Consider the following 25,741-nt stretch of genomic DNA (forward strand, 5'->3'; position numbering starts at 1 on the left):
CAATTTTTATTATATATAATAGCAAAACCAGCATTTGTTTTGAAACCAATTCCATCACAAGTCTTATTTTATATTCAGTACTTTTAGTTTACGTATGATTAATGATCATGAAATAAAAAATCTTTTTCCTTTATTTGAACGCAAGCTTTTGGAAGAAATTGAGAGTAATGCTGAAATAATAGAATATGAAGAAGGCGAAGACCTGATAAAGAGTGGACAGAATATTAAATCTACCATGCTCATTAAAAAAGGATTGGTAAAAATTTACAGGGAAGATGAAGATGGGAATGAAATATTTATGTATCATTTAGAACCTGGCCAGGCCTGCGCATTATCAATATTATGTGCGGTTCAACACAAAACCAGCGAAATAAAAGCAACAGCAGTTAAACCTACAGAAGTATATGCTATTCCTGTGCATTTAGTTGAGCAATGGATGAAAGAATACAAATCATGGTATCAATTTATTCTCTCAACTTACCGGTCGCGGTTTGAAGAATTATTGAATACAATAGATGCGATAGCTTTCAAAAATATGGATGAAAGACTGGTAATGTATTTAAAAAAGCATTCAGAAATTTCTAATAACAAAACAATTACCGTTACCCATGCGCAAATAGCAGCAGAACTTACCACATCAAGAGAGGTAGTTTCAAGATTGTTAAAAAAACTGGCAGAAAGAGGATTGATTAAAGTTAACCGGCAAAATATCGAAATCATTAATTTAGACTAACACTAACTGTGACATATATCACCATATTTTTAATAGATTAAAACCAAATTGCACGATGCAAATTTTGGGCTATTTTGCTTCTTTACTAATAGGTATTTCATTAGGGTTGATTGGCGGTGGCGGATCAATCTTAACTGTGCCGGTACTGGTTTATTTATTTAGTGTCAACCCTGTGTTGTCAACTTCCTATTCATTATTCATAGTTGGTTCCACAAGCCTCGTTGGCGCATTTAATAATTATCTTAAAGGGTTTGTACGAATAAAAACTGCCTTACTTTTTGGCATATCATCTATAACAACGGTGTTCCTTACACGCAAATTTTTAATACCACATATACCAGGGTATTTTGGCTCAATAGGTAATTTTAAAATAACAGAGTCCATTCTTGTAATGGTATTGTTTGCCATACTTATGGTGGCTGCATCTTTATCGATGATAAACGACAGTAATAAAAAAATAAAAACTGAGGACGTCAGCAACAAAAAAATAAATCTTCCGAAGCTGTTGCTCTACGGCATTGCAATTGGCTTTGTTACCGGGCTTCTCGGCGCCGGCGGCGGTTTTTTATTAATTCCTACGCTTGTACTTCTTGTAAAATTACCAATGAAAGAAGCCGTTGGTACTTCTCTCTTTATAATAGCATTAAATTCTTTAATTGGTTTTACAGGCGATCTTGGTCATTTTAATATTGATTGGATTTTCCTTTTCAAAATAACTGCAATTGCTATCGCAGGAATTCTTATTGGCGGAGCATTAAATAAAAAAATTCATGGAGACCACTTAAAGAAAGGCTTTGGATGGTTTGTATTGATCATGGGTATCTACATAATTATCCATGAAACGTTGATAAAATAATTTGAATCCGTGGCAAAAAGATTTCATTTATAATATTGCTTTCGGGCAATCTTGTGTTTGAAGAAAAACCAGGTATTATTTTTTATGAATATTACAATATAAAATCAAAAATGCTTTTTTTTATTCAGTTTTCAGATGTAAAGCCCTAGGTCTTACAAAAGCACGTAAGCCTGCGTGGGAAAGGGTTACGCCAAAGCCAGAGTGTTTTCTTCCACTCCAGGGAAGAGCAGCGCTCACCCTGTCACAACAATTCCAATAACCCGTTCCTGAATTTATGTGTTGCAAAATATTTTCCGCTCTTGTTTTATTACTGCTATAAACAGAAGCAGTTAATCCATATTCCGTATCCTGCATTAGCTGGATGGCTTCATCATCATTTTTTACTTTCATAATGCCAATAACCGGCCCAAAGGATTCATCTTTCATAACAAGCATTTCATGATTGACATTAGTAAGAATCGTTGGCTCAAAGTAATAACCTTTTCTATCAATTCGTTTTCCACCAATTAGTATGTTCGCGCCTTTTTCCAATGCATCTTTAACTTGTTCTCCCAAAACATTAAGTTGTTCTTTTCTTGTTAGTGGCCCAAAATAAATTCCATCTTCCGTCGGCAAACCGCTTTTCCACGATTTCACTTCCTTAACAAACTCCTCAACATATTTATCATAAATTTTTTCATTCACATAAATTCTTTCAACTGAACAACAACTTTGCCCGTTATTATAAAAAGCTCCGTCTGCAGTTGCCGCTGCAACTGATTTAATATCGGTAACATCCTCTGCAACATACAAAGGATCCTTTCCACCCAGCTCACACTGGCATGGAAGCATTTTAGCAGCTACTTTTTCATAGATATATTTGCCTGTTTTATAAGAGCCTGTAAAAAAATATCCATCGAATGGAAGTTCCAGCAGCAACTCTCCAACCTCTTTTGCACCAACCGCTACATGAAAAATATTTTCGGGTAGCCCTGCCTGTTGCAATAGCTTTTCAATTTCTAATCCTGTAAGCGTGGCATATTCAGAAGGCTTATACATAACAGCATTACCAGCCAGCAAAGCCGGAACAAATACATTTACTCCTACGAGATAAGGATAATTCCATGCAGAGATATTACAGATAACTCCCAAAGGTTCATAAGAAATTCTTTCTTCAAGCCCCTCTTCAAAATTCATTACTTCATCGGATAAATATTTTTCTGCATTACCTGTAAGCCATTTAATACGATTGATAACGCCATTAATTTCATTACGTGATTGTTGCAGTGGTTTACCAACTTCATTAGAAAGAGTAAGCGCAAGCTCTTCAATATTTCCTTTAAGAAGATTAGAAAACTTCTGTAGAACTCTTATTCGTTCCGGCAATGAAACCTTTTGCCAGGAAGGTTGAGCAGATTGTAATGATTGAATTTTTTTTTCTAAAGTTACTTTTGCATCCTCTTCAATTTCCCTGATGAGTTCTTCTGTTGCAGGGTTAATGATTTTCATAAATTATTTATTAAATAGTTTGCCGAACTGTATCTATAAAATTATGTTTAATATTTTTTGCAAACCTGCTTTGCTGGTTTTCCATTCTTTCAGGATGCCATTGTACCAACATCAGGAATGATTTTCCTTCCGGCTCTCTTCTTTCTATTCCTTCAATTATTCCATCCGGTGATAGTGCATTTACCACGAGATCAAAACCTGGCATATCCACACTCTGATGATGAGCACTGTTTATCTCACCCTTTTCTTCGCCAATAATTTTATATAAAGCTGAATTGGGATCAACGCTAATTAAATGTTTCCTGTCATCACCTTCTTTAAATTTACCATGGTTAAATTTTCCAAATGCGGGAATATCAGGAACCAATGTGCCGCCAAAATAAACGTTTACAATTTGTAACCCCCGGCATATTCCTAAAAGAGGTTTTTGATTCTCCTGAGTGTATTTAATTATTTGCCATTCAAATTCATCCCTCTTTTCATCAATATCTTTTGGGTTAACATAAGCAAGAAAGTCAGGTTGGTTATACAACCTTGGATTTATATCATTTCCTCCCGATAATATAATTCCATTACATTTTTCAACATCTTTAAAATTATCCAGTAGATAACTCAATTTAATTATTTGCACTCCAGGCTCATCTTTGAACCAGTTTTCATAATTAAAATATTTAGAACCTTCACTAATACCAATAACAATATTTTTCATCAATAAAATTTTAAAGTAAAAAACTCATCTTACAATGCGTTTAAATATAATTGTTTGAAATTTTCTCTGGTAACGGGTTTTGGATTATTAGGATGAGCAAAATCCGCAATAGCAAGATCAGCCAATGTTTCTATGTGTTCTTCTTTTACACCAATATCACCGAGTCTGTTTGGGATGTTTATTTTAGAATTTAACTCATGCAAATACTCAACAACTCCTTCCCCGTTTTCTTCTGTTAATTCGAGTGTTCTTGCTATTCGTTTAAATTTATGTTCAAATCCTTCAATATTGAATTCCATACCATAAGGAATATTCACAGCATTTGCCAGGCCATGATGCGTATCCAGCAATGAAGATAAAGGATGCGCTAATGAATGTACCACGCCTAATCCTTTTTGAAAAGCAACGGCTCCCATCAATGAAGCGATGAGCATTTTACTTCGTGATTCAACGTCAGGATTCTTTACTGCTTTTACCAACGACTGGTTAATTAATGAAATTCCTTCCAGGGCAATTCCATCACACATAGGATGTGGCATCTTTGCAAGAAACGCCTCCATATTATGGGTTAGTGCATCCATGCCGGTAGCAGCAGTAATAAACGGCGGTAATTCCATCGTTAATAACGGGTCAGCATAGACGATTTTAGCCAAAAGCTTCGGTGAAAAAAGGATTTTCTTTTGATGTGTTATCTCATCAGAAATGATAGCGCTTCTTCCGACTTCACTCCCGGTTCCGGCCGTAGTTGGGATAGTAATAAAATGCGGAACATCATTAGTAACATAAACATCACCACCAATAAGATCATCATATTTAAAAAGATCTTCACGATGATTTACTCTTAATACAATAGCCCTTGCAACGTCTAAAGCAGCGCCACCTCCTATTCCAATAACTGCATCACGATTTGTTGCATCATAAACATCTGTTCCATTATAAACGTCAGGCCTTATTGGATTTTTATGAATGTCATTAAATACCTCCGTTGAAATATTTTTTTTCTTGAGGTCAGAAATAATTTCTTTAAAAAAATCTAATTGAGCAACATTTCGATCGGTAACAATAAGAGGCTTTAATAAATCATTTTTTAGTAAATAATCTCCCAGTTCTTTACTGGCTCCTGCACCAAAGCGAATGGTAGTTGGAAAATTGTATTGATAAATTTTGTCGAACTTCATTTAGAAATTTATTTAAAGGATTTGGGCAAAGATACATAAGGATAAAAGGTAAGAAGTAGCCGTGAATATTTGTTTAAGTTTTCATAATAGAGCGTTAACAAATCTTCCTGGCCTTGAACCGTGATTCTGCAGGTAATAAAATCGGATCTTATATAATCTCAAAATATCTTTTATACTCCCAATCAGTAACAGCCTTCAAATGTTGCCTCCACTCCCATTCACGGGTTTGAACAAAGTGTTCAACAAATTTTTCTCCTAAAATTTCATTCGCAACTTCTGATTGTTTCATCATCTTCGTAGCCTCATCTAATGTTTTAGGAAGCGTTCCGTTTGAATAATCTTTATAACCATTTCCAACAGTAGCAGGTTGTTTTAATTTTAATTTATTTTTTATTCCATACAAACCAGATGCCAGTGAAGCGGCCATTGCTAAATAAGGGTTTACATCTGAACCTATGACTCTTGTTTCCAGCCTGCAGGATTTATTGCTTAATGACAAAACCCGCAAAGCAACAGTTCTGTTGTCAACTCCCCAGGTGAGTGTAGTGGGAGCCCACGCTCCTTCTACCAGCCGTTTATAACTATTAATTACTGGAGCAAACATGGGCAAAATATAAGGAAGACAATACAACTGTCCTGCTATATAATTTTTCATAATACTACTCATCTTCATCTCATCCTTTTCATTATAAAAAAGATTTTTTTTCCCGTTCTTATCCCATAAACTTTGATGCACATGCCCACCGCAACCGGGAAGATTCTCATTAATTTTAGCCATGAAGGTGGCCATACAGCCATGCATGTACGCAATTTCTTTTACGGATGTCTTAAACACTACTGCCCTGTCTGCGGCTTCAACAATTTCAGAATAATTAATAGCCGCTTCATAAGTACCCGGACCAGTTTCGGTATGCAAGCCCTCTAATGGAACCCCAAATTTGTTGAGGAAATCGAAAAGATCAGTGAAATATGGATTTTCTAGGGAGCTTCTTAGGATGGAATATCCAAACATACCCGGCGTGAGCGGCGTTAGATTTTTGAATTGCTTTTCGTGAACACTTTGCGGAGTTTCTGCAAAATTGTACCACTCAAATTCCTGTGAAAAATATGGCAGGTAACCCAGACCGTTAGCATCCTTCAAAACTTTTTTCAATAATTGCCTTGGGCAAACTGATGATGGCTTATTGTTATTATCTACCATTTCACCCAGAAAAAAAGGGACATCATTTTCCCATGGGATTTTCCTGAAAGTAGATAAGTCTATTTTAGCAGGCGCATCGGGATACCCTGTTTGCCAGCCCGTGTAAGCAACATTATCATAAGCCACATCGTTTGAATCCCATCCGAAGATGACGTCACAAAAGCCCGTATGGCCATCAATTACCGAAAGAAATTTTTCTGTTGAAATATATTTACCACGCAATATGCCATCAATATCAGTTAATGCAATCTTTACTTTTCCTGAGGGGTGATCTTTTACGTATTGAATGATTTCTTCTATATTCATATAATTTCATTGATGAAAATTAAAAATAATAAACGTTCTTATTTCTTAATTACTTTAAACGCACCATAACAAACTCCGATAATCACCAAATAGATCATCGCAAGTTGTAAATTAAAAATCGTCATTGCAACAAACGATACAATTGCAATTACTAAAGCTGAAACGGGAAATAAAGGATACATCGGCACTTTAAAAGGGCGAACCATCTGTGCTTCTTTTTTTCTTAATTGTAAAAGAGAGACCATAGATATTATGTATAACGTTAGCGCACCAAATACTGAAATGGTTATAATCTCTGCTGTTTTGCCTGTAAGCAACGCAATTATTCCAATGACCATATTAATCAATAATGCATTGGAGGGTGTCCTAAATTTTGAATGAATTTTACCAATAAATGCCGGCGCAAATTTCACTCTTCCAAATTCGAAAACAGACCTTCCGACAGCTAAAATAATTCCATGAAAAGATGCAATTAATCCAAACAACCCAACCGCAATTAATAAGTGATACATTACATGATTGCTCCCTACAATATGGCTCAAAGCCAATGGCAGTGGCGAATCTGAAGAAGTACCATCTGATTTATAAACTATAGCTTCCCACCCCGCAACACCGATTGAAGATGCAAAAGTTAATACACATAAAATAACCAATGTAAGAATAGCAGAACCAAATCCAATTAAAATAGTTCGTTGAGGATTGATCGCCTCTTCTGCAACATTGGCAACACCTTCTATAGCGAGAAAAAACCAAATAGCAAAAGGAATAGCTGCAAAAATTCCCATCCATCCGTGAGGCAATGCATTATGTTGCAAATTTTGAAATCGAAATGAGGAATAGTTATACCTGTAAATAACAATAACTCGCCTACTGCTAAAATTGTTATAGCCAATTCAAACATTGCAGCAGCCTTCACACCATAGATATTTAAGGCAGTAAAAACTACATAAGCAAAGATGGCAATTGCAATAACAGGTATCTGTGGAAAGAATAAATTAAAATAAGCGCCGATTGCAAAAGCAATAGCAGGAGGAGCAAAAATAAATTCAATATTTTGGGCCATACCTGCCACAAAGCCTAAGTCTTTTCCGAGTGCACGTGCAGCATAATCAAATGCGCCACCGGCTTTAGGTATAGCACAGGCTAATTCAGCATAACTGAATGTGAATGTGACATACATAATGATGATAAAAAATGTAGCAATAGCCAAACCTAACGTACCCCCTTCTTCAAGTCCCAGGTTCCATCCGAAATACATTCCAGAAATAACGTACCCAACACCAAGGCCCCACAACATAGCAGGTGAGAGTGTACGCTTTAATTCAGCGGGATGAGGCTTTGGTAATAAAGACATGTTAATTGCTTATCAGCTTAAATAATTCTGAAATAAACTTATAACAAAAAAACTAATATTTAACTGCAAAGAAAAATGCTGTGAAATTTGATGGTTGAAAGACCAGGATAACAATTACAAACAAGTTGAAAATTTATTGCAAAATGTTTATATTGGATTGGGCTACATTGATTCAATTCTCTTATAAGATGAAAATAAGAAATAAAAGTCTCTTTTATTTTCATGAGCAAACCAAAATACAATGAATTTCAAATTTTTGATAAAGTCGACGATTCGGTAACATTTAAAATTGAAACTAAAATGGCAAATAGTTTTTTCGTATACCTGCAACAGTTAGAGCTAATGGCTTTCTTTTCAGGTTATCCATTAATATATGCCGTTATAATTTACTTTGCAGGAAACAAACGGGCCGAAAATAATTTTAAGACCCGCATACTTGCAGTTTTACCTTTTGCGTACGCATTTACAGGGACCCTTTATCTCGGCCTTCAGTTAAAAAAACTATATTTCAACTATTCATCCGAAAATGTAAAACTGTTAATGCATTCGCCTTACCTGATGATCTGGGCATTAATTTCAATACTCTTCTGGATACCTGCAGTCGGCAGGAAAAGGGCACTGAGTCTACTTCATAGCCTGGTATTCTTTTTCTTTTTGGTTAAGGATATCATATTACAATTTGCTTCATCAGCAGACGAGAATATTTTAAAAAACGATATGAGAATTTATACCGTTAGCCTGCTTTTAAATATTGGTTCTTTAGTGTTGATGTTATTATTATCTTTTCTTTTTCTCCCTAAAAAGAAACAGGAATTGAAATAACACTTTAGCGATTACCTGCCGACGTTAGTAACATTCATTTTTCCGCTTTCATATAAATTTCTGCAACTATTTAATCCATTTTATGCTCATGCTGCGTCCAGGGTAAGTCTCCTTTTACTTTGTGACAAAAGTCACCCGGGTGATTGATTATAATCATAAGAATACTAATCTGGCCAATTTAGTTTCGTGTTTTCATTTAATTATTCATAAATAAAAATACAATATGAAACTGTTCAACAACAAAGCACTGCTATTAATTGCCCTGATCTTGATAAGCGGATATGGCTATATAGCGAGTTGTACTCATAAAGATTTGATTCTTCCAGACCAGTCCACCGGCACTGTTATTATTAACCGCGGTAATAGCGTTTTTCTGCCCGGCACCGAAACCAAGGGCGATACAACCCAATGGAAAATGGACAAGGTACATTCCAGCGTTCTTTGGTCAGGTGACTACCTTCAACAGGGGGCCCTGCTTACAGGCCGCTTTAACATGTTTGGACTAAATAGTCTTCCATCTTCTGCAAGACAGCTTTACGTTACAAAAGGTCAGCCCGTGCTGGATACTTCATGGGCGTTCTATGAAAACGATCCGACAAAAACTTATTTTGCCGGCTATGTTCAAATGAATACCTCTAATACAGGAGAACCCGGAAGAGACGGAAATTGTTATTTAGGCTATGTAGCTGCACCCAAAATAATCACCGGCACACAGAACCTCCAGGACTCCAACGTAGCTGTTATCAGAACTACCAAAGTGGAATTTGATACAAAAAGTCCGGGCTATATCGTTACGATGGTAATGAGTTGGAAGGGTTTACTTTCCGCCCCCCATGACACAACAATAAATGGTACACTTTCTTATGTAAAAAGGTCAACAATTGATGCGGGTACAGCGAAAGCCTATGACGTATTTGGTTTGCAACTAAACTTTAAGTTCAACTGCCGATCCTTTGGAATGACTACTGACGAAATATCAGATATTGTTTCGGTTCAATGTAACATAAATTTCAATAATCTATAATTACTCAAAAACTTAATTATAATGAAACGATTATTAATATACGCAGGATTGCTGTTCTTTACGAGTTTTGTCTTGAGCAGTTGCTACAAGGATGTGATTCTACCTGCTGTTGCTAACACCAAGCCGCCTCAATACGTAAGTTTTAGCACCGATCTCCAGCCCATTTTTACCGCAAATTGTGCTTTGTCCGGTTGTCATGTAAAAGGTTCTCAGGCTCCTTATTTAAGTGCTGATGTTTCTTACCAACAGCTTTTGGGAGGATTTGTGAATACGATAAAGCCAGAGCAAAGTGAGCTGTACCAACAAATAAACGGAAACATGCAGGTACACATTCCCAATGCTGATGACAGACGAAAAATTTATGACTGGATAAGAAATGGCGCTCCTAACAATTAAGTGATCCCAAAAAAATTAATCAAATGAAAAGAATTAGTTATACATCAAAAAGGCAATTGAAATTTTGCGCTTATATAACGGTTTTACTGTTTATGGCAACCAGTGCAGGTTTTGCCCAGGCTGACAGTACCGCTGATGCAATACAAACAGATGCGCCAGTTCCAATGAAACATAAGCCTGTAAAGAATACATTTAATAGTGTATGGATATTGGATAATCAAACCGTAATGGTTCCCGTGAAGGGGACTTTCGAAGCGGATATTCAGCACCGGTTTGGAACAGTTGAAAATGGTGCCAAAGATGTTTGGGGTATCTATGCTTCAGCTAACATGCGCATCGGCTTTAATTATGCCCCCGTCAATAATTTGTATCTTGGTTTTGGGCTTACAAAGAACGATTTGCTGTGGGATGGAAGCGCAAAATATGCTATAATAAAGCAGACAAAGGGCAAATATCCTGTAAGTGTTACGTATTATGGAAATATAGGTTATAAGTCGATTGCAGATCCAAGTCATTTTTTGTTTACTTATCAAACGGAACGCTTCTCGTTTTTTAACGAGTTGCTGGTGGCCCGCAAGGTCAGCGATAAATTATCGGTACAGGTTGGAGCAGGCATATCTCATCAAAATTCGGTTCCGGGTTATTATGCTCAGAAAGATACTACCACATTTATATATAAAAAACAGAAGTTTGACATGTTTACAGCATCTGTATGCGCAAGGTATCAATTAACGGGCGTCACAGCAATTATTATCGGCTACGATCAGCCTCTTACAAGGTTTCCGACAGATAACCCACATCCTAACCTGGCATTCGGCTTTGAGTTTAACACCAGTGGACACACCTTTCAGTTGTTTGCAGGAAACTATTCCTTGCTGAACCCTCAACAAAATAGTCTATACAACGCAAACAACCCCTTTGGATTTACTCAAACAGGTGGCACAAAAGTGAAAGGTGGTCAATTCTTGATTGGTTTTAATATTACCAGGTTGTGGAACTTTTAATTATAATATAAATATTGTGCTTATATAAATAAAGCGACAATCTCAAAACTAGGGGACCCTTAATTCAATTGCAATTCAGGGTTCTTTATTTTATGATTGCTTCGGTAATAAGTATAGCTTCCAACTTAGTTGCTACTAGAGTAAAAGTAATAATAGAAAGTTTTCAACTCTCTTTCCGTGAGCAAAAATGTTACCATAATAATTCCTTATCAAATCCTCACGTATTGCATATTGACAATATTTATGCTCACTTCATCATGTTCTGAAAACTATGAAAAAAATAATAAGCAGAAAGAGGAAATCCCAAAAAGAAAGCCATCGAACATAAAAAAGCCAGCATCCAGTTTTAATGATACCATTAAGGTTACAGTTAAATCAGCTGTATTTTACAGTCCCGATTCGCTACAAATGGAAAAAATAAAAGCAGTGAACGAAAAAGCCATTTTTGATATGCTCACTCACAATTGTTATTATCAAATGGAAAATGCGAGGATAGAGCTTAAAAAATATTGGCCTCAAATACATATTGTTGAAGTTTCAATGGCCCGTTACCTGATATTTATAAAAGCCAATGAAAGTAAAATATGTATTGACCTCAATAACAAGAACGACATATGTGGCTTATTTCTTTTTGACGGGAAAAAGGATCCTGTACTTGTTGACATGCCAAACATTGACACTGAGCTCGGATTTTATTTTAAAAAATAGATGAATTCATCTTTCATAACAATAAAGCATACACGTAAATATTCTGCTCTTTGTTTATAATATCATCCAGACAAATTTCGAATGGGATTCTATAATTATCAGATTTTAAATAGTTAATGATTTCTTCAACTTGTAATCAACTTTTAAGTTATGATCAAAATCACATTTAGGAATGATTAACCTCACAAAATTTTATTTTAACCATTTATATTTTTACGCATTCTTAAAACAAGGTAATTATCTACAACTGCTTAAGATTTAAATTATTAAAATAACAAATATGAAAATGTTTCAACAAAAGTCATTTTGGATACTGACTTCGTTCGTTTTATTTGTAGGTTATTGGATAAGCTGTACCAAACACGACCAAATACTTACGGTTAATAATACTTCAGATAATTCAACAACCCTCCAATCCATTAAGGTAACAACACCACCTACCATTGATGGCACAATTGACGCATCCTGGGCTAATGCAACAAAACTAAATATTTTGCCAACGGTACCCGATCCGGGAAACGGATTGTTTTCGGGCTACAGCGGTCAGCAATATCCTGCAACTATCCGCTCTATGTATGATGATCAAAATATTTATTTTTTAGTTGAAATTAAAGATCCAACTCAAAGTGTAAATGTTGCACCCTGGTATTTTGATCCTGCAAAGAATGTTACCGGAAAAACAGGATGGCAAAAAGAACCTAATAATGATTCATACGATGCAAACGGAGCTTTATCAAGAGTTGGCTTCGGTGAAGATAGAATTGCCATGCTTTGGAATATTGATAATTCAACTCCAAAATTCGTCTCGCAAACCTGCTATTCAAGCTGCCACATATTTACGCCATATATGGATTATTCTAAAGATCCGGCAGTTTATACAGCAAATGCCAGTGGTAACCATTATACTAACGGTGCATCTGAAAAAATTGATATGTGGTGGGGCCGCTTAGGTTATATGAGTAAAGATGCGTCGCTTCATTTTGTGGATGACAACTACCAGGATTGGGCTGGTGGCCCAACTTATACTAATGTTACAGGTGGTAATGGAAACGGAAGGCACGTGGATGGCATTTATCCGGACGGCACAAAATCCAAAACCTGGCCCTATCGTCCAAATTACACGTCATCTCCAACACAAGGTGAAGTTAATAATTCGCAAAATTTCTATTTTTCTCATAAGGTGGATACTGTGACAGTTAAGGATACTGTTTCCGTTCCAGTTTGGGTAATCCCGGGAGCCGGGAGTGCTGGTTATATTTTAGTGGCAGATACGGCAAGTGGAAAAGCCAAAAAAGTAACTCAGTTGGATATAAAGACCGGTGTCTTGACTTTAAGTGATGGTTCAACAATTGATCCTAATGTAGGTACCGATTATCAAAAATCAAGCGGTGCTACAGGAGCTACTGCAAAAAATTCAATTCCAGGCTATATTGGAGTTCCCTTAATCGGGGGAAGAGCCGATATAACCGGCGCTGCTGTTTATACCGGTACTGGTTGGATTGTTGAATACAAGCGTGCATTAAAGACCGGGGATGTATTAAAACAGGACATTGATTTTTCAAGTTTGCAAGACCAGGTATTTGGAGTGGCGATTTGGAACAATTCAAATTACCAGCATGGCATTCAACCAAACTTAACCCTCACGTTTAAGAAATAATCCTGGCGACTTAATAATTAAAACAACAATCATGTCGAAGATAATAATAGGAATAGGATTGTTATTTATTGCTGCGCTGGTGGTTACGATAGCTGGTTGTTCCAAAACAACAACCGTTCTTTTAGATAACTCTCCTGCCATAACAGAGACGGTTCAATTCTCCAAAACCATTGTTCCGATATTAACCAAAAGCTGCGCTACAAGTGGTTGCCATAGTGGAAGCGTTGCTCCTAATTTAACTGAGACAAATGCATATAATTCATTAGTGTCAGGTCACTATCTTAATCTTTCAGATCCTCCAAGCAGTGAAGTATACCTATGGCTAACAGGAAAAAAAGGTGCAGCAATGCCTCTTGGCAGTGCTAATAATCCTTCAAATATAAATGCATTAATACTTGCCTGGATTAAACAAGGCGCAAAAAACAATTAAAAAAAAATTTATGAAAAAACAGAATATATATTTTATCATAAAACATAGCATTGCCTTTTGCCTGCTGATGATTATGAGCCTGGGTGCTGCCGCGCAGGACTCTACACAGGCTGATAATGCAGCTCCGGAACCTGTAGTTAAAAAGAAATCTTTTGTAAAAAATACATTTGAAGGAAATTATTTAATAGATAATCAAACTGTAATGTTACCTATTAAAGGAACTTTCGAATTTGCTATTCTACACAGATTTGGAATTGCCAGTAATGGCTTTAAAGATATGTTCGGACTTTTTGCAAGCGCCAAAATGAGACTGGGTTTTAGCTATGTACCGGTAAAGAATTTACAGGTAGGATTTGGTGCCAGCAACGACAGAATGCAGGTAGATTGGAATTTAAAATATGCTTTATTGCAACAAACAAAAGATGAAAAAATACCTGTAAGTGTTACCTATTTTGGCAATGCCGTTATGGATACACGAAAACAAGACGCAACAACATTGTTTGTTAGCTTATCCGATCGCTTCAGTTACTTTAACCAAATTATGATTGCAAGAAAAGTTACCGATAAATTTTCTATCCAGGTAAGCCCAAGCTTATCACACTTTAATAATCTCCAGGGTTATATCGATTCGTCAGGAAAAGTTCAACAGTTAATGAAAAACGATCATTTCGCGATTTCATTTTCAGCAAGGTATAAGATAGCCCCTCAAACCGCCATTATTGCTAATTATGATCAACCGCTTACTGAACATCCTGCAAATAATCCCCATCCTAATATCAGTATCGGGTTGGAGATGAGGTCAAGCGGACATGATTTCCAGGTTTTTGTCGGAAACTACGGCTATATTTTACCTCAAAATAATGCCATGTTTAATCAGAATGATTTTACAAAGGGGCAATTTTTAATTGGCTTTAATATCACAAGACTATGGAATTTTTAAACCACACTTTTAAATATTAAATTAGTAATCAAACAATAAATAAAATAAAATGAAAACAAAATTCTTATTCACATCAGCTCTGCTTCTTGCAAGCGTTGCAATCTTTAGCATTATCACTGCTTTTCAGCCTAAGAAACCATGGGTGGTTCCTGGTAAATATGTCAGTATGAAAAATCCTGTTGCCTCTAATGCTGAATCCTTAAAAAACGGAAAGGAATTATGGATAAAAAATTGCCAGTCATGTCATGGTAAATCCGGGCATGGTGATGGGCCAAAGGCAGCGCAATTAAAAACTGACCCGGGAAGCTTTGCACCAGCAGAAGTACAAAGCCAGTCAGACGGCGCTTTGTTTTATAAAATATCTGAAGGAAGAGAAGATATGCCAAACTTCAAGAAAAAAATTCCTGATGAAGAAGACATCTGGAGCCTTGTAAATTATATAAGAACACTAAACAAGTAATCAATTTATTTCGATACTACTTCTCATCAAGAAATGAAACATATGGATACCGATAACAAAATACAGAGCCGAAAAAAATTTATTGGGCTTGGTATTTCCGCAGCGGCTTTATTTACTGCTTTTAAATTTTGGGTTCCCAAAAGAAAGAAAGAAACAAAAACAGTAAAGATGCTAACTCAAGACGGCAAACTTGTAGAGGTTGATATAGCTGCACTATCTCCTAAAAAGAAAAAGATAACCAATAAAGAATTACAAAACTGGATCAAAAAATAGCAGTGTCCAATAATCAAACTCATGTAAAATGAATCAAGACAAATCCCGCAGAGAGTTTCTTGCAACTGGTATATTAACTACAATGGCCGTAGCCTGCAATTCTAAGAAGCTGCCTTTTGACCGCGAGGAAGACCTAATGGCTTCGGGCGAAAAAGTAAAATTGCTTTCAATTGATGGCAACGTTATTGAAGTGGATAAAGCTTTTCTAAAACCTGTGCCACATATGCCTTCTGTGAGTAATGAAGAAGCAAGGAAGGGAATACCAGGCAAAAAATTTGTAATGGTTATAGATCTTTCACGCTGCAAAAATGTAAAAGCCTGCCAGACGTCCTGCAATCACGCTCACCATGTTCAAGATGCACAAAACTGGATAAAAGTATATCCAATGCAGGATTCAGAAAAGGAAGCACCATACTGGCAACCTACTACCTGCATGCATTGCGATGAACCGCCTTGTGTAAAAGTTTGTCCGGTAGATGCAACTTTCAAGCGGCAGGATGGAATTGTATTAATTGATAGCGATAGATGTATCGGTTGCCGTTTTTGTATGGCGGCATGTCCTTATTCTACACGCGTTTTTAATTGGGGAGACCCCAACCTGCCTGTAGATATAGCTGACCAGGCTTATAATCCTGAAACCAGTCTGCCACAGAAAAAGGGAACTGTTGGCAAATGTGATTTTTGCCCGGATATGACAAGAATGGGTATGTTGCCACATTGTGTTTCTGCCTGTCCTAACGGTGTATACTTCTTTGGAGATATGATTGAAGATTCGGTTACTAACGGAGCAGAAACTTTTCGTTTCAGCGACCTCGTTAGAGACAAAGCAGGATACCGCCTGATGGAGGATCTTGGAACAAAACCAAGTGTTTATTATTTACCACCCGTAAACAGGAATTTCAAATTTGAAGAAGGCCTTGAAAAAGAGGAGCCTGCTCAAAAAAAATCTTAAACTAATAATGGAAAATCTGAAAAATTTATCGGCTGAAAAAATTACCAATGATCTGCTACCGCAGAAATTTGGACGCAGGGGAATGATATGGACCGCCTCATTGATAGTCATTTGCTGTATAGGAGCATTTGCTTATATCAAACAATTAAGAGAAGGCTTGATAGTTACCAATATGGGCGACTACGTTTCGTGGGGAATTTATATTTCAAACTTCGTGTTCTTTGTTGCGGTAAGCCTCGTGGGCTCACTTATAACGGCAATTTTCAGGCTGTCGGGTGTTCCCTGGCGAACACCACTAACACGCATAGCCGAAATTATTGCGGTATCCAACATTACCTTTGCTGCGCTCATCATTATTGTAGATATGGGGCGCCCCGAAAGGCTGTATTTTTTGTTTACTCACGGGCGTATACAATCTCCCATTTTGTGGGATGTTATCGTTATTACTACTTATTTCTTTCTTAGTCTTCTTTTGTTGTACATAACCCTAATCCCCGATATAAGAATGATGATATCTTTAAAAGATAAACTCGGAAAACCTTTTTCCAAACTGTACCATTGGCTGGCTTCCTTCTGGCAGGGAACGGCTGCACAGGAAAAAATAAGAGACAGAGCCATTACCATACTTTGTATCACAGTTATCCCAGTTGCATTTTGCATACATACAGTTACTTCCTGGCTATTTGCAACTACCTACCGCCCGGGATGGGACAGCAGTAATTTCGGCGCTTATTTTGTTTCAGGTGCGTTCCTCGTAGGAGCCGGTGCGGTGGTTGTGGCTATGTACGTTTTTCGCAGGGTATATAAACTTGAAAACTATATTACCGAAACGCATTTTGATAAAATGGGAAAACTAACGGTAATGCTTGCCCTATTATACCTGTATTTTAATGTAAATGAATTTTTAGTTCCTGCCTTTAAAATGAAAAAAGAAGAGAAGGACTATTTAAGCGGCCTTTTTACAGGTGACTTCGCCCCTATGTTCTGGTTTGCTATTTTAATTGGAATGATTATTCCAATATTAGTTCTTTTATTTAAAAAAGGAAGAAAGCCCAAACCTATGTTTATTGTAGGGGTAATGGTAGTAGTAGGCGCATGGTTCAAACGTTACCTGATAGTTACTCCCACATTACTTCATCCCTTTTTGCCAAAATACGATGCACCAGCAAGATTTAACCATTATTTTCCAAGTTGGGAAGAATGGGCCATTACCATAGGTTCCATGGCTGGCGTTCTACTGATCATTACTTTTTTTGCAAGAGTGTTTCCCGTTATATCCATTTATAAAACACTTGAGGATAAAAATGCATTAACAAAACAACATGAAACAACTGAACAATATGAAAGTGTACCAGTATCATAAATATATTATTATTATGGTGCTCCTGTTTGGAACATCTGTTTGTACCATAAATGCACAGGACTCTGCAGTATCTAAAACAGAACTGAGTGTAAGTTATTTTCTACCTGCAAACAAAGTTCCCTATCTGGAAGTAAGTACAAAAAAGAAAGTAGGGAGAAAATTTGAACCGGTAAAAAACATACCTGTTAGTGTTTACCTAAGCGAAGCGGAACCAACAAATTTATTAGGAAAAGTAACTACTGATGCCAGTGGAAAAGGCAGAATAGGTATCCCGGCTTCTTTTAAAAATACCTGGGATTCACTCAATGAATTTAAATTTATTGCACAGTCTGATTCATCTGCAGGACAGGAATCATTAAGTGCTGACATTACAATAAAAAAGGCAATACTAACGGTTGATACAACCTCAGCAGATGGAACCAGGATGGTTACCGCACAACTAAAAGAAAAAAGTGGAAATGACTGGGTAGCAATTAAAAACATTGATATGAAACTCGGTATAAAACGCATGCTGGGTAATTTATCAGTAGGCGATGAAGCAACGTACACCTCTGATTCTACCGGCGTTTCAAGTGCTGAGTTTAAAAGAGATTCTTTACCCGGCGATCAAAAAGGAAATATAATTCTGGTAGCTGAAGTGGATGATAACGATACTTACGGTAACCTCGTTACCGAAAAAAATGTTAATTGGGGAGCGGCCGTTAAACCTCCAAAAAATTTCTTTGCTCAACGAACACTATGGTCAACAAGATTTGAAACACCAATATGGTTATTGATCGTAGCTTATTCTATTGGCATTGGCGTATGGTGTGTTATATTTTATTTAATCTGGCAAATTGTAAAAATAAAGAGGTTGGGAGCCAATGCCTAATTCAATACAGCAGAGATAAAATTAAATCGTTTTATAACGACTCCGGTCAAACGCTATGTATCTTGCCTCGACAATTAAATAGCTTTACTAAATGTTTGCGTTGTTATTTCTTTATTGAGAAGATAAGCGTCAATAGCAGCGCAGATGTTCCTTATAAATAATTTACCCTTTTCAGTTACAGTTATTTCCTCTTCATTCAAAACTACTAAACCATCAGCCTCCAGCGATCTGAGCTTTGAAAAAGCATTTTCTAAATAATCATTATCATGTAATTCTTTATGCAATGTTGTTTTATTCAAACACATCAATTCATGAATATAATTTTGAATTACGATGTCTTCTTCATTTAATAAATGTCCATTCACCGAAGGAAATATCCCGGAATTCACTTTCACCTCATAATCTTCCACAACCTTTTCATTTTGTGCAAACGCATTTCTTGTTGCGCTGATTGAAGAAGCTCCAAGGCCTATTATAATCTTCGATTGAGTAGTGGTATAACCCATAAAATTACGATGCAGATTTCCATGCGCTGCGGCTATAAACAATTGGTCATCCGGCAGAGCAAAATGGTCCATACCAATACTTTTAAAGCCAGCCTCTTCAAGGAGCACTCTACCTCTATGATATATTTCCCATTTTAAAGCAGCGGCTGGCAAATCACTTTCTGTGTATCTACGCTGGGCCTTACTCTTCCATGGAACATGTGCATAAGAATAAAATGCAATTCGGTCGGGCATCAATGTTTTAATAAGTCCAATTGTATGTTCAACACTCTTTATAGTTTGATGCGGAAGGCCATAAATTAAATCAACATTAATGCTTTTATAATTATACTTTCTTCCCCAATCAAAAACTTCTTTAGTTTTTTTATAAGTCTGTATACGGTTTATTGCAAATTGTATCTGCGGGTCAAAATCCTGCACGCCAATGCTCATCCTGTTAAAGCCAAGTGCTGATAATTTTTCCAGGTGGTCTTCAGTTGTAAAATTTGGATGTATTTCAATACTAAATTCATGATCGTCTTTTATAAGGGAGCCGGTCGTAATATTATTTATGAGATTAACGAGGTTATCCGCACTAAAAAAAGTGGGCGTGCCTCCTCCTAAATGAATTTCTTTTATTACCGGAATACCAGGTAATATTTTGCCATACATTTGCCACTCTTTTAGAACTGCGTCTATGTATGATTGCTCAACGTTATGATTTTTAGTGATGCGTTTATTGCAGGCGCAAAAAGTACACAGACTTTCGCAAAACGGCAAATGAATATAAATACATAATTCGCCGTTCTCCAGTTTAAAGCTTTCGGCAATGGATTGTCTCCAGGTGTTATTATCAAGAGAAGAAAAATTCCAGTAAGGCACGGTTGGATAACTTGTATAACGTGGTGTTGCTACATCATATTTGGCAAGCAATGATAAAATACTATCATTCATATAAAAAGTCATTTAAAAAATAAACCGGCTATTTAAACCGGAATTTATAATAAATATATAATTGGTAAATGTTCAAAACAATTTCGGCAAATACTATGATGCAAATTAATATTATTCCTGATTTTTATCATAACTAAAACAGTAAGTTCGTCATTATATAAAGCTCAATAGCCTCTTTAATTAAAAATATTGCTGATTTAGATCATCTTTTGTGGCCTTTAATATCATAGATAATAGATACTGGCTAATTTACTTTTAAAAAAATTTCACAAGTAAATTAGCCTTTGAAAATATTAAATCCACTAAATCTTAACTATTAAAATAAATATTGCCTGCCTTTGAGCAATTAAACTTATCGGCTTTAATATAATTGAGCAAAACAAAAGGTAACAATGATTTATAATTATCACTTTCATCATAAACTAAACATTACTGCTATAAGTATAATTATAATTTTGCTCTTTAGTTTATTATTGAATACTCCACATCGTTTGTTTGCCGGTAAAACTGAACCTGCTTCCAAAGCATCAATTGATGCAAACGGGGAAATAAAACTACTGTACCCTCAGCTGGTAAAACGGTTTTATGAGGCAGGAACTAATCAATTGTTTTGGTTTTCAATTAATGAAAATTCTAAGCCATTAAGGCAATTATTAAAGTCGAAGATTGATAATTCAGCAAGTCTTGGATTAAAGAAAGAAAAATATCATCTGAATGAAATTAATAAATATATCAATTCAGATTTTACAGAACAAGATAGCATAATCGCTTTAACTGCAGACCGCATTTTTACTGACGCTGCAATTGCCTATTGTAAAGATGTTTACCAGGGAAATGATATTGGTCATTGGATGTTGTACGACGAAATTTCTCTAAAGAGTGAAGCGCAGGATAATCAATTTTTATTAACCGGATTATCAAATGCAAAGACACCTTACAATTTGCTTGCATCCATTAATTCATTAGAGCCCAAGGATGCCGAATACCTCGCAATAAAAAAAGAACTGCAATCTAAAGCAGACTCATTATCTGCTTTGCAAAAAAAACAACTTACAACTTCCCTGCAATTTTATAGATGGATGCACCATTTCAAACTTGAAAAATGGATAGTGGTAAATATACCATCAGCTACATTAAGGTACTATGAATATGACAGCATTAAACTAAGAATGAAAGTGGTGGTGGGAAAGCCTTCAACAAGAACTCCGCGTTTTGCTGCACATTGCAACGAGATTATATTATATCCTTACTGGAATGTTCCTTCAAGTATTGCGAGGAATGAACTATTGCCACAGTTCAGGAGACATCCCGGCGATGTTGATGCATTAAATATGCAGGTGCTGGATTTAAAAGGAAACATTATTGATCACCATAAATTAAACTGGAGAAATTACAGTAGAGATTATTTTCCGTTTCAAATTCGTCAATCAACGGGATGTGACAATTCCTTAGGCGTTGTAAAATTTAATCTTACATCGCCGTTCAGCGTGTACCTGCATGATACCAATAATAAGAATGCATTTCTTTCGGGACTTCGTTACTACAGCCACGGCTGTATTCGCATCCAGGAGCCGATTGCACTTGCCAGCTATTTGTTGCCGGGCAAAATTGACAGCACATTTTTAGAATCCTGTTTAAAGGATCAACAGCCCATTACTTTAAATTTACCTAAGCCGGTACCGATATTCGTGATCTATCAAACCGTAGAAACCAGCATTGCAGGTAAACTACAATATTTTAAAGATGTATATAGCTTTTTAAAATAGATTATAAATAGAACTGTTATATGCAACCCAATCCTAAAAATATACAAGGCCTTAACACGTCAGAGATTGCAATATCAAGAGAAACTAATGGAACTAATACTACCGAGTCAGGCGAGCCGCGTTTATTGCTACATGTATTCAAAGAAATAGTTTTTCAGCCCATGTTCATTTTGCTATTAGCTGCCTGCTTAATATATTTTTTTGTTGGAAGATCTTCAGATGGAATAATAATGCTGGTTTCTATTTTTATCGTTTCGGGTATCTCGTTATACCAGGAATACAGGAGCCAGGACGCTGTAAACGCTTTGAAAAAGTTATCAGCTCCCAAATCAACCGTTATACGAGATGGAATGCAAATTAAAATACCCACGGAAGAAATAGTGGTAGATGATATTGTTGTATTAGAAGAAGGTGAAATTATTTCTGCAGATGGACTAATCATTTCGTCCCACGATTTTTTTATTAATGAATCCATTCTTACGGGTGAGTCGTTACCTGTTAATAAAACGTCAGAGAACGATGATAAGGTTTACAAAGGCACGCAGGTATTTAGTGGCAATGCGATCATAAAAGTATTTGCCGTGGGCAACAAAACTATGTTGGGCAAAATTGGTTTATCTATTAAGGCAATCAATATCCTGAAAACGCCACTTCAGCAACAAATTAATTCTTTTGTTCGCATAATGGTTTGGATTGGGGCGATAGCTTTTATAATTGTCGTTGTGTACCATTATTTGCAATCAGGCAATATTGTTCAATCTTTTTTACAGGGATTAACTCTTGCAATGAGTATTCTGCCCGAAGAGATTCCCGTGGCGTTTACTACATTTCAGGCTCTGGGCGCTTTTCGTTTATTGCGCAATAATATTATTGTAAAACAACCGCAGTATGTCGAAACTTTAGGATCTGCTACTGTAATATGTGTTGATAAAACCGGCACGCTCACAGAAAATAATATGAGCATTGCTTATGTATACGATGCTATAAATAAAATTTCGTTGAGTGTTGAGAATAAAAAAGAATTGCCCCGCAAGTTGATTGAATATGCAATGTGGTCAAGCGAAACAGATCCATTTGATCCTATGGAAAAAGCGATTCATGAATTATATGCGCAAACTAGCGGTGCGGATAAACGCTTACAATATGAACAGGTACATGAATACCCGGTAAGCGGGAAGCCGCCGATGATGACTCATATTTTTAAAAACCATTCAAATGAATTTATTATTGCCGCAAAAGGCGGGCCCGAAGCGTTGTTGAAGAAAAGTAATTTAAGTGTTGAACAAACAGACAAGATTCAACAACAACTGCAATCTTATGCCCAAGAAGGATTTAGAGTATTAGGAATTGGGAAAGGAGTTTGGCAAGAAAAAACATGGCCAGTATCGCAGGAAGAATTTGATATCCAGTTTCTGGGTCTTATAGCTTTTTATGATCCTCCCAAAGCAAAAATTGAGGAAACCCTAAAAACATTCAATGATGCCGGAATATCCGTAAAAATGCTTACCGGCGATTATCCTGAAACTTCAATGGCAATTGCCCACTTAATTAAGCTGGACAAAAGCAGTAAATATATAACCGGAAAACAAGTAACTCATTTTTCAAAGGAAGAATTAAAAAAACAAGTTAAGGAAACAAACGTTTTTGCAAGAATGTTTCCCGAGGCAAAACTGGGAGTAATAAATGCTTTGATTGAAAACGGCGAAGTGGTTGCCATGACCGGTGACGGAGTAAATGATGCGCCGGCATTAAGAGCCGCTCACATTGGCATTGCGATGGGTGAACGCGGAAGCGAAGTAGCAAAAAACACTGCTTCGCTGGTTATTACTGATGATGATCTTTCGCATTTGACAGAGGCGGTTGCGCTAGGGAGGAAAATTTATGACAATCTCAAAAAAGCTATTCAATATATAGTTTCTATTCATATTCCCATTATACTTATCGTTACCCTACCCTTGCTTTTGGGCTGGAAATTCAATGAGATTTTTACGCCTATTCACGTAATTTTTTTAGAATTAATTATGGGGCCAACCTGTTCCATTATTTATGAAAATGAGCCAATGGAGCCCGGGACTATGCTTCGCTTGCCCCGGCGATTATCTTCAACTTTTTTATCTGGAAAACAGCTTCAAATAAGTATAGTGCAGGGTTTGATGATAACGGCGGGATGCCTGGGAATTGGATATTATTTCACGAAACTCCAACAAAGCGAAAGTATGGTCCGGACTTCAATATTTATTACCCTGTTATTTTGTAACATCTTTCTTACGCTCAGCAATCGCTCTTTCAGATATACAATTTTTAAAACCATCCGGTATAAAAATTATCTTATACCTTTCATGATTACCGTCACGCTTCTTTTTATTATTTCACTCTTATATATCCCTTTTTTTAGAAATCTCTTTCTTCTCACCAGGGTGTCCGAAATGGACGTGGCTATTTTTATAATAGTCGCTTTGATAAGTACACTTTGGATAGAAATTTTGAAGTTTATAAAGCAAATTCGTGAAAAAAACCCGGGTTGAAATGGTTTGAAACAGAAAAAAAATCGATAAATCCGGAATAAAAGCAAAAAAATCCTTCGAACCTTAGAGTTTTTCCTGACAAATCTCATTCAAGTTACTGATTATCGTCCTAATCTCATGTTGACCATAATGCTATTTTTATAACTGTAACTTATATCTATAACATTTAAAATCACTATCATGGAAACAAGAGCATTAACCAGGTTGAACGAAACACTACCGTCCGTGTTTGACGAATTTTTAAGGCCTTGGACCGACCTGTTTGACAATGGAGGTTGGAATTTACGGCCAATAAATGTACCGGCTGTAAATATTACGGAACAACCAAACGAATATCTTTTATCACTTGCTGCACCCGGCATGAAAAAGGAAGATTTTAAAATCGATGTTGACGGAAACATGCTTACCATCAGCAGCGAGAAGGAAGAGAACAAAGAAGAAAAAAACAAAAAATTTACACGCAAAGAGTATAGCTATTCTTCTTTTAGCCGTTGCTTCTCACTGCCCGAAGAAATTAAACAAGAAAACATTGATGCCAAATATGAAGATGGCGTACTAAAAATTACATTGCCACGCAAAGAAGAAGCAAAAAAACCTGCTGTTAAAAAAATTGCTGTTAAATAAAATTCAGGTTTCTGCTCTGCTATAACAAGCAGGGCAGTTTTTTATAATGTTGTCAAAGTGAATTTAAGACAACGATTAAAAAATAAAGATTCTTAAACCCTGGAATAAAAACCTCTCGAAATACAGGAAAGAGCAATTATTAATTTGTTTCTGAAATTAAAAATCCTTTTATGCTACTTGTGCGGGAAATATTTAAAGGGTGTTGAAGTTCACAGATAACCAAACAGAAACATGAAAAATAATTTAGGTGATGACAGATTAAGTAGCTACGAAACCATGCAACAAAAAAAAATTAGTCAGCTTCAAATAGAAGTTAATACCTGGAAAAGACTTCTGAATTTTTTCAAAGAGGAAAACGTCTATTTAAAAAACAGGCTTTCAGATATCCTTAAGGATGGGTTCGACAGAAAGTTCCTGGACGAATTTGAAAATTTTCAAACGAAATTTATTAAGCAGGATGAAGTGATTAGTCTACTCAGAAATGATACAGCCGAACTTGACAAATTATTAGATGGCGATCTGAATGCCGGAATAATTGATGAAAGTGTTGATAAAAAGCTTGCCCATCTTCGCAACAATATGGCTAATTATGAGAGGCAATTTTTTCAGCTTCAATTAAACTTTAATACTTACCTGGCTGAAAAAATGTGCTAAAAAGTATT

24 protein-coding genes and 1 pseudogene are annotated in these 25,741 nt (G+C 36.2%); 19 read left to right on the top strand and 6 right to left on the bottom strand.

Going from position 1 to position 25,741, the window contains the following annotated elements:
- Window positions 1–94: 94 nt before the first annotated feature.
- The gene (locus tag FW778_RS03280) at window positions 95–733 is read left to right on the top strand and encodes a Crp/Fnr family transcriptional regulator (protein ID WP_150413165.1); all 639 of its coding nucleotides are present in this window, start codon (window positions 95–97) and stop codon (window positions 731–733) included.
- Between the two features lie 55 nt (window positions 734–788).
- Window positions 789–1,589 (top strand): sulfite exporter TauE/SafE family protein, encoded by an 801-nt coding sequence (locus tag FW778_RS03285; protein ID WP_150413166.1) that lies wholly within the window; start codon window positions 789–791, stop codon window positions 1,587–1,589.
- A 120-nt stretch (window positions 1,590–1,709) separates the two neighbouring features.
- Here FW778_RS03285 and FW778_RS03290 read toward each other — a convergent pair whose 3' ends face one another.
- From FW778_RS03290 to eat, 5 genes and pseudogenes are all read right to left on the bottom strand, one after another.
- Window positions 1,710–3,077 carry an aldehyde dehydrogenase family protein gene (locus FW778_RS03290; RefSeq protein ID WP_150413167.1) on the bottom strand — a complete coding sequence of 456 codons (1,368 nt, stop codon included), beginning with the start codon at window positions 3,075–3,077 and terminating at the stop codon, window positions 1,710–1,712.
- A 10-nt stretch (window positions 3,078–3,087) separates the two neighbouring features.
- Complete coding sequence (locus FW778_RS03295; RefSeq protein WP_202552055.1) at window positions 3,088–3,786, bottom strand: gamma-glutamyl-gamma-aminobutyrate hydrolase family protein; 699 nt, start codon at window positions 3,784–3,786, stop codon at window positions 3,088–3,090.
- 29 nt (window positions 3,787–3,815) lie between these two features.
- Window positions 3,816–4,964, bottom strand: coding sequence for an iron-containing alcohol dehydrogenase (locus FW778_RS03300; protein ID WP_150413169.1), 1,149 nt, complete (start codon window positions 4,962–4,964; stop codon window positions 3,816–3,818).
- 148 nt (window positions 4,965–5,112) lie between these two features.
- Window positions 5,113–6,471 (bottom strand): glutamine synthetase family protein, encoded by a 1,359-nt coding sequence (locus FW778_RS03305; protein ID WP_150413170.1) that lies wholly within the window; start codon window positions 6,469–6,471, stop codon window positions 5,113–5,115.
- Window positions 6,472–6,509: 38 nt separating this feature from the next.
- A pseudogene (gene eat, locus FW778_RS23670) lies at window positions 6,510–7,825 on the bottom strand (ethanolamine permease).
- A 222-nt stretch (window positions 7,826–8,047) separates the two neighbouring features.
- Here eat and FW778_RS03315 point away from each other — a divergent pair.
- The 13 genes from FW778_RS03315 (at window position 8,048) to FW778_RS03375 (ending at window position 18,725) form a co-directional block, all read left to right on the top strand.
- Complete coding sequence (locus FW778_RS03315) at window positions 8,048–8,647, top strand: hypothetical protein (RefSeq protein ID WP_150413171.1); 600 nt, start codon at window positions 8,048–8,050, stop codon at window positions 8,645–8,647.
- A gap of 223 nt (window positions 8,648–8,870) precedes the next feature.
- Entirely contained in the window at window positions 8,871–9,671 is an 801-nt protein-coding gene (locus tag FW778_RS03320; RefSeq protein ID WP_150413172.1) for a hypothetical protein, read from the top strand.
- A gap of 21 nt (window positions 9,672–9,692) precedes the next feature.
- Window positions 9,693–10,067, top strand: a complete 375-nt coding sequence (locus tag FW778_RS03325) for a hypothetical protein (protein ID WP_150413173.1) — start codon at window positions 9,693–9,695, stop codon at window positions 10,065–10,067.
- A 23-nt stretch (window positions 10,068–10,090) separates the two neighbouring features.
- Entirely contained in the window at window positions 10,091–11,071 is a 981-nt protein-coding gene (locus FW778_RS03330) for a DUF5777 family beta-barrel protein (protein WP_150413174.1), read from the top strand.
- 243 nt (window positions 11,072–11,314) lie between these two features.
- Complete coding sequence (locus FW778_RS03335) at window positions 11,315–11,779, top strand: hypothetical protein (protein WP_150413175.1); 465 nt, start codon at window positions 11,315–11,317, stop codon at window positions 11,777–11,779.
- Between the two features lie 280 nt (window positions 11,780–12,059).
- The gene (locus FW778_RS03340) at window positions 12,060–13,436 is read left to right on the top strand and encodes an ethylbenzene dehydrogenase-related protein (RefSeq protein WP_150413176.1); all 1,377 of its coding nucleotides are present in this window, start codon (window positions 12,060–12,062) and stop codon (window positions 13,434–13,436) included.
- A gap of 31 nt (window positions 13,437–13,467) precedes the next feature.
- Window positions 13,468–13,866: a hypothetical protein gene (locus FW778_RS03345; RefSeq protein WP_150413177.1), complete on the top strand. Its 399-nt coding sequence runs from the start codon at window positions 13,468–13,470 to the stop codon at window positions 13,864–13,866.
- A 10-nt stretch (window positions 13,867–13,876) separates the two neighbouring features.
- Window positions 13,877–14,806 carry a DUF5777 family beta-barrel protein gene (locus FW778_RS03350; protein ID WP_150413178.1) on the top strand — a complete coding sequence of 310 codons (930 nt, stop codon included), beginning with the start codon at window positions 13,877–13,879 and terminating at the stop codon, window positions 14,804–14,806.
- Between the two features lie 49 nt (window positions 14,807–14,855).
- Window positions 14,856–15,266 carry a c-type cytochrome gene (locus FW778_RS03355; protein ID WP_150413179.1) on the top strand — a complete coding sequence of 137 codons (411 nt, stop codon included), beginning with the start codon at window positions 14,856–14,858 and terminating at the stop codon, window positions 15,264–15,266.
- A gap of 42 nt (window positions 15,267–15,308) precedes the next feature.
- Window positions 15,309–15,539 carry a hypothetical protein gene (locus tag FW778_RS03360; RefSeq protein ID WP_150413180.1) on the top strand — a complete coding sequence of 77 codons (231 nt, stop codon included), beginning with the start codon at window positions 15,309–15,311 and terminating at the stop codon, window positions 15,537–15,539.
- A gap of 28 nt (window positions 15,540–15,567) precedes the next feature.
- Entirely contained in the window at window positions 15,568–16,491 is a 924-nt protein-coding gene (locus FW778_RS03365; protein WP_150413181.1) for a 4Fe-4S dicluster domain-containing protein, read from the top strand.
- A gap of 7 nt (window positions 16,492–16,498) precedes the next feature.
- Window positions 16,499–17,854, top strand: a complete 1,356-nt coding sequence (gene nrfD / locus FW778_RS03370) for an NrfD/PsrC family molybdoenzyme membrane anchor subunit (RefSeq protein ID WP_150413182.1) — start codon at window positions 16,499–16,501, stop codon at window positions 17,852–17,854.
- Window positions 17,814–18,725 carry a hypothetical protein gene (locus FW778_RS03375; protein ID WP_150413183.1) on the top strand — a complete coding sequence of 304 codons (912 nt, stop codon included), beginning with the start codon at window positions 17,814–17,816 and terminating at the stop codon, window positions 18,723–18,725. The genes nrfD and FW778_RS03375 overlap by 41 nt, the downstream gene beginning before the upstream one ends.
- Window positions 18,726–18,799: 74 nt before the next feature.
- Here FW778_RS03375 and hemN read toward each other — a convergent pair whose 3' ends face one another.
- Window positions 18,800–20,164, bottom strand: coding sequence for an oxygen-independent coproporphyrinogen III oxidase (gene hemN / locus FW778_RS03380; RefSeq protein WP_150413184.1), 1,365 nt, complete (start codon window positions 20,162–20,164; stop codon window positions 18,800–18,802).
- A 392-nt stretch (window positions 20,165–20,556) separates the two neighbouring features.
- Here hemN and FW778_RS03385 point away from each other — a divergent pair, with 392 nt between their 5' ends.
- The 4 genes from FW778_RS03385 to FW778_RS03400 all read left to right on the top strand — a co-directional run bounded on the left by FW778_RS03385 (window position 20,557) and on the right by FW778_RS03400 (window position 25,733).
- Entirely contained in the window at window positions 20,557–21,930 is a 1,374-nt protein-coding gene (locus tag FW778_RS03385) for a L,D-transpeptidase family protein (RefSeq protein WP_150413185.1), read from the top strand.
- Between the two features lie 20 nt (window positions 21,931–21,950).
- Window positions 21,951–24,455, top strand: a complete 2,505-nt coding sequence (locus FW778_RS03390; RefSeq protein WP_150413186.1) for a cation-translocating P-type ATPase — start codon at window positions 21,951–21,953, stop codon at window positions 24,453–24,455.
- A gap of 180 nt (window positions 24,456–24,635) precedes the next feature.
- Window positions 24,636–25,079 (top strand): Hsp20/alpha crystallin family protein, encoded by a 444-nt coding sequence (locus FW778_RS03395; protein ID WP_150413187.1) that lies wholly within the window; start codon window positions 24,636–24,638, stop codon window positions 25,077–25,079.
- A 231-nt stretch (window positions 25,080–25,310) separates the two neighbouring features.
- Window positions 25,311–25,733: a hypothetical protein gene (locus tag FW778_RS03400; RefSeq protein WP_150413188.1), complete on the top strand. Its 423-nt coding sequence runs from the start codon at window positions 25,311–25,313 to the stop codon at window positions 25,731–25,733.
- Window positions 25,734–25,741: the final 8 nt, after the last annotated feature.

Origin of the sequence: Ginsengibacter hankyongi (assembly GCF_008710285.1) — a bacterium.
Lineage (GTDB): Bacteria > Bacteroidota > Bacteroidia > Chitinophagales > Chitinophagaceae > Ginsengibacter > Ginsengibacter hankyongi.

What these genes read in the sequence shown, in the direction of transcription:
- FW778_RS03345 (WP_150413177.1), top strand. Translation starts at nt 13,468, where the DNA reads ATGTCGAAGATAATAATAGGAATAGGATTGTTATTTATTGCTGCGCTG.
- FW778_RS03335 (WP_150413175.1), top strand. Translation starts at nt 11,315, where the DNA reads ATGCTCACTTCATCATGTTCTGAAAACTATGAAAAAAATAATAAGCAG.
- FW778_RS03280 (WP_150413165.1), top strand. Translation starts at nt 95, where the DNA reads ATGATTAATGATCATGAAATAAAAAATCTTTTTCCTTTATTTGAACGC.
- FW778_RS03340 (WP_150413176.1), top strand. Translation starts at nt 12,060, where the DNA reads ATGAAAATGTTTCAACAAAAGTCATTTTGGATACTGACTTCGTTCGTT.
- FW778_RS03330 (WP_150413174.1), top strand. Translation starts at nt 10,091, where the DNA reads ATGAAAAGAATTAGTTATACATCAAAAAGGCAATTGAAATTTTGCGCT.
- hemN (WP_150413184.1), bottom strand. Translation starts at nt 20,164, where the DNA reads ATGAATGATAGTATTTTATCATTGCTTGCCAAATATGATGTAGCAACA.
- FW778_RS03305 (WP_150413170.1), bottom strand. Translation starts at nt 6,471, where the DNA reads ATGAATATAGAAGAAATCATTCAATACGTAAAAGATCACCCCTCAGGA.
- FW778_RS03325 (WP_150413173.1), top strand. Translation starts at nt 9,693, where the DNA reads ATGAAACGATTATTAATATACGCAGGATTGCTGTTCTTTACGAGTTTT.
- FW778_RS03385 (WP_150413185.1), top strand. Translation starts at nt 20,557, where the DNA reads ATGATTTATAATTATCACTTTCATCATAAACTAAACATTACTGCTATA.
- FW778_RS03365 (WP_150413181.1), top strand. Translation starts at nt 15,568, where the DNA reads ATGAATCAAGACAAATCCCGCAGAGAGTTTCTTGCAACTGGTATATTA.
- FW778_RS03285 (WP_150413166.1), top strand. Translation starts at nt 789, where the DNA reads ATGCAAATTTTGGGCTATTTTGCTTCTTTACTAATAGGTATTTCATTA.
- FW778_RS03355 (WP_150413179.1), top strand. Translation starts at nt 14,856, where the DNA reads ATGAAAACAAAATTCTTATTCACATCAGCTCTGCTTCTTGCAAGCGTT.
- FW778_RS03360 (WP_150413180.1), top strand. Translation starts at nt 15,309, where the DNA reads ATGGATACCGATAACAAAATACAGAGCCGAAAAAAATTTATTGGGCTT.
- FW778_RS03400 (WP_150413188.1), top strand. Translation starts at nt 25,311, where the DNA reads ATGAAAAATAATTTAGGTGATGACAGATTAAGTAGCTACGAAACCATG.
- FW778_RS03315 (WP_150413171.1), top strand. Translation starts at nt 8,048, where the DNA reads ATGAGCAAACCAAAATACAATGAATTTCAAATTTTTGATAAAGTCGAC.
- FW778_RS03375 (WP_150413183.1), top strand. Translation starts at nt 17,814, where the DNA reads ATGAAACAACTGAACAATATGAAAGTGTACCAGTATCATAAATATATT.
- FW778_RS03290 (WP_150413167.1), bottom strand. Translation starts at nt 3,077, where the DNA reads ATGAAAATCATTAACCCTGCAACAGAAGAACTCATCAGGGAAATTGAA.
- FW778_RS03300 (WP_150413169.1), bottom strand. Translation starts at nt 4,964, where the DNA reads ATGAAGTTCGACAAAATTTATCAATACAATTTTCCAACTACCATTCGC.
- FW778_RS03395 (WP_150413187.1), top strand. Translation starts at nt 24,636, where the DNA reads ATGGAAACAAGAGCATTAACCAGGTTGAACGAAACACTACCGTCCGTG.
- nrfD (WP_150413182.1), top strand. Translation starts at nt 16,499, where the DNA reads ATGGAAAATCTGAAAAATTTATCGGCTGAAAAAATTACCAATGATCTG.
- FW778_RS03390 (WP_150413186.1), top strand. Translation starts at nt 21,951, where the DNA reads ATGCAACCCAATCCTAAAAATATACAAGGCCTTAACACGTCAGAGATT.
- FW778_RS03320 (WP_150413172.1), top strand. Translation starts at nt 8,871, where the DNA reads ATGAAACTGTTCAACAACAAAGCACTGCTATTAATTGCCCTGATCTTG.
- FW778_RS03295 (WP_202552055.1), bottom strand. Translation starts at nt 3,786, where the DNA reads ATGAAAAATATTGTTATTGGTATTAGTGAAGGTTCTAAATATTTTAAT.
- FW778_RS03350 (WP_150413178.1), top strand. Translation starts at nt 13,877, where the DNA reads ATGAAAAAACAGAATATATATTTTATCATAAAACATAGCATTGCCTTT.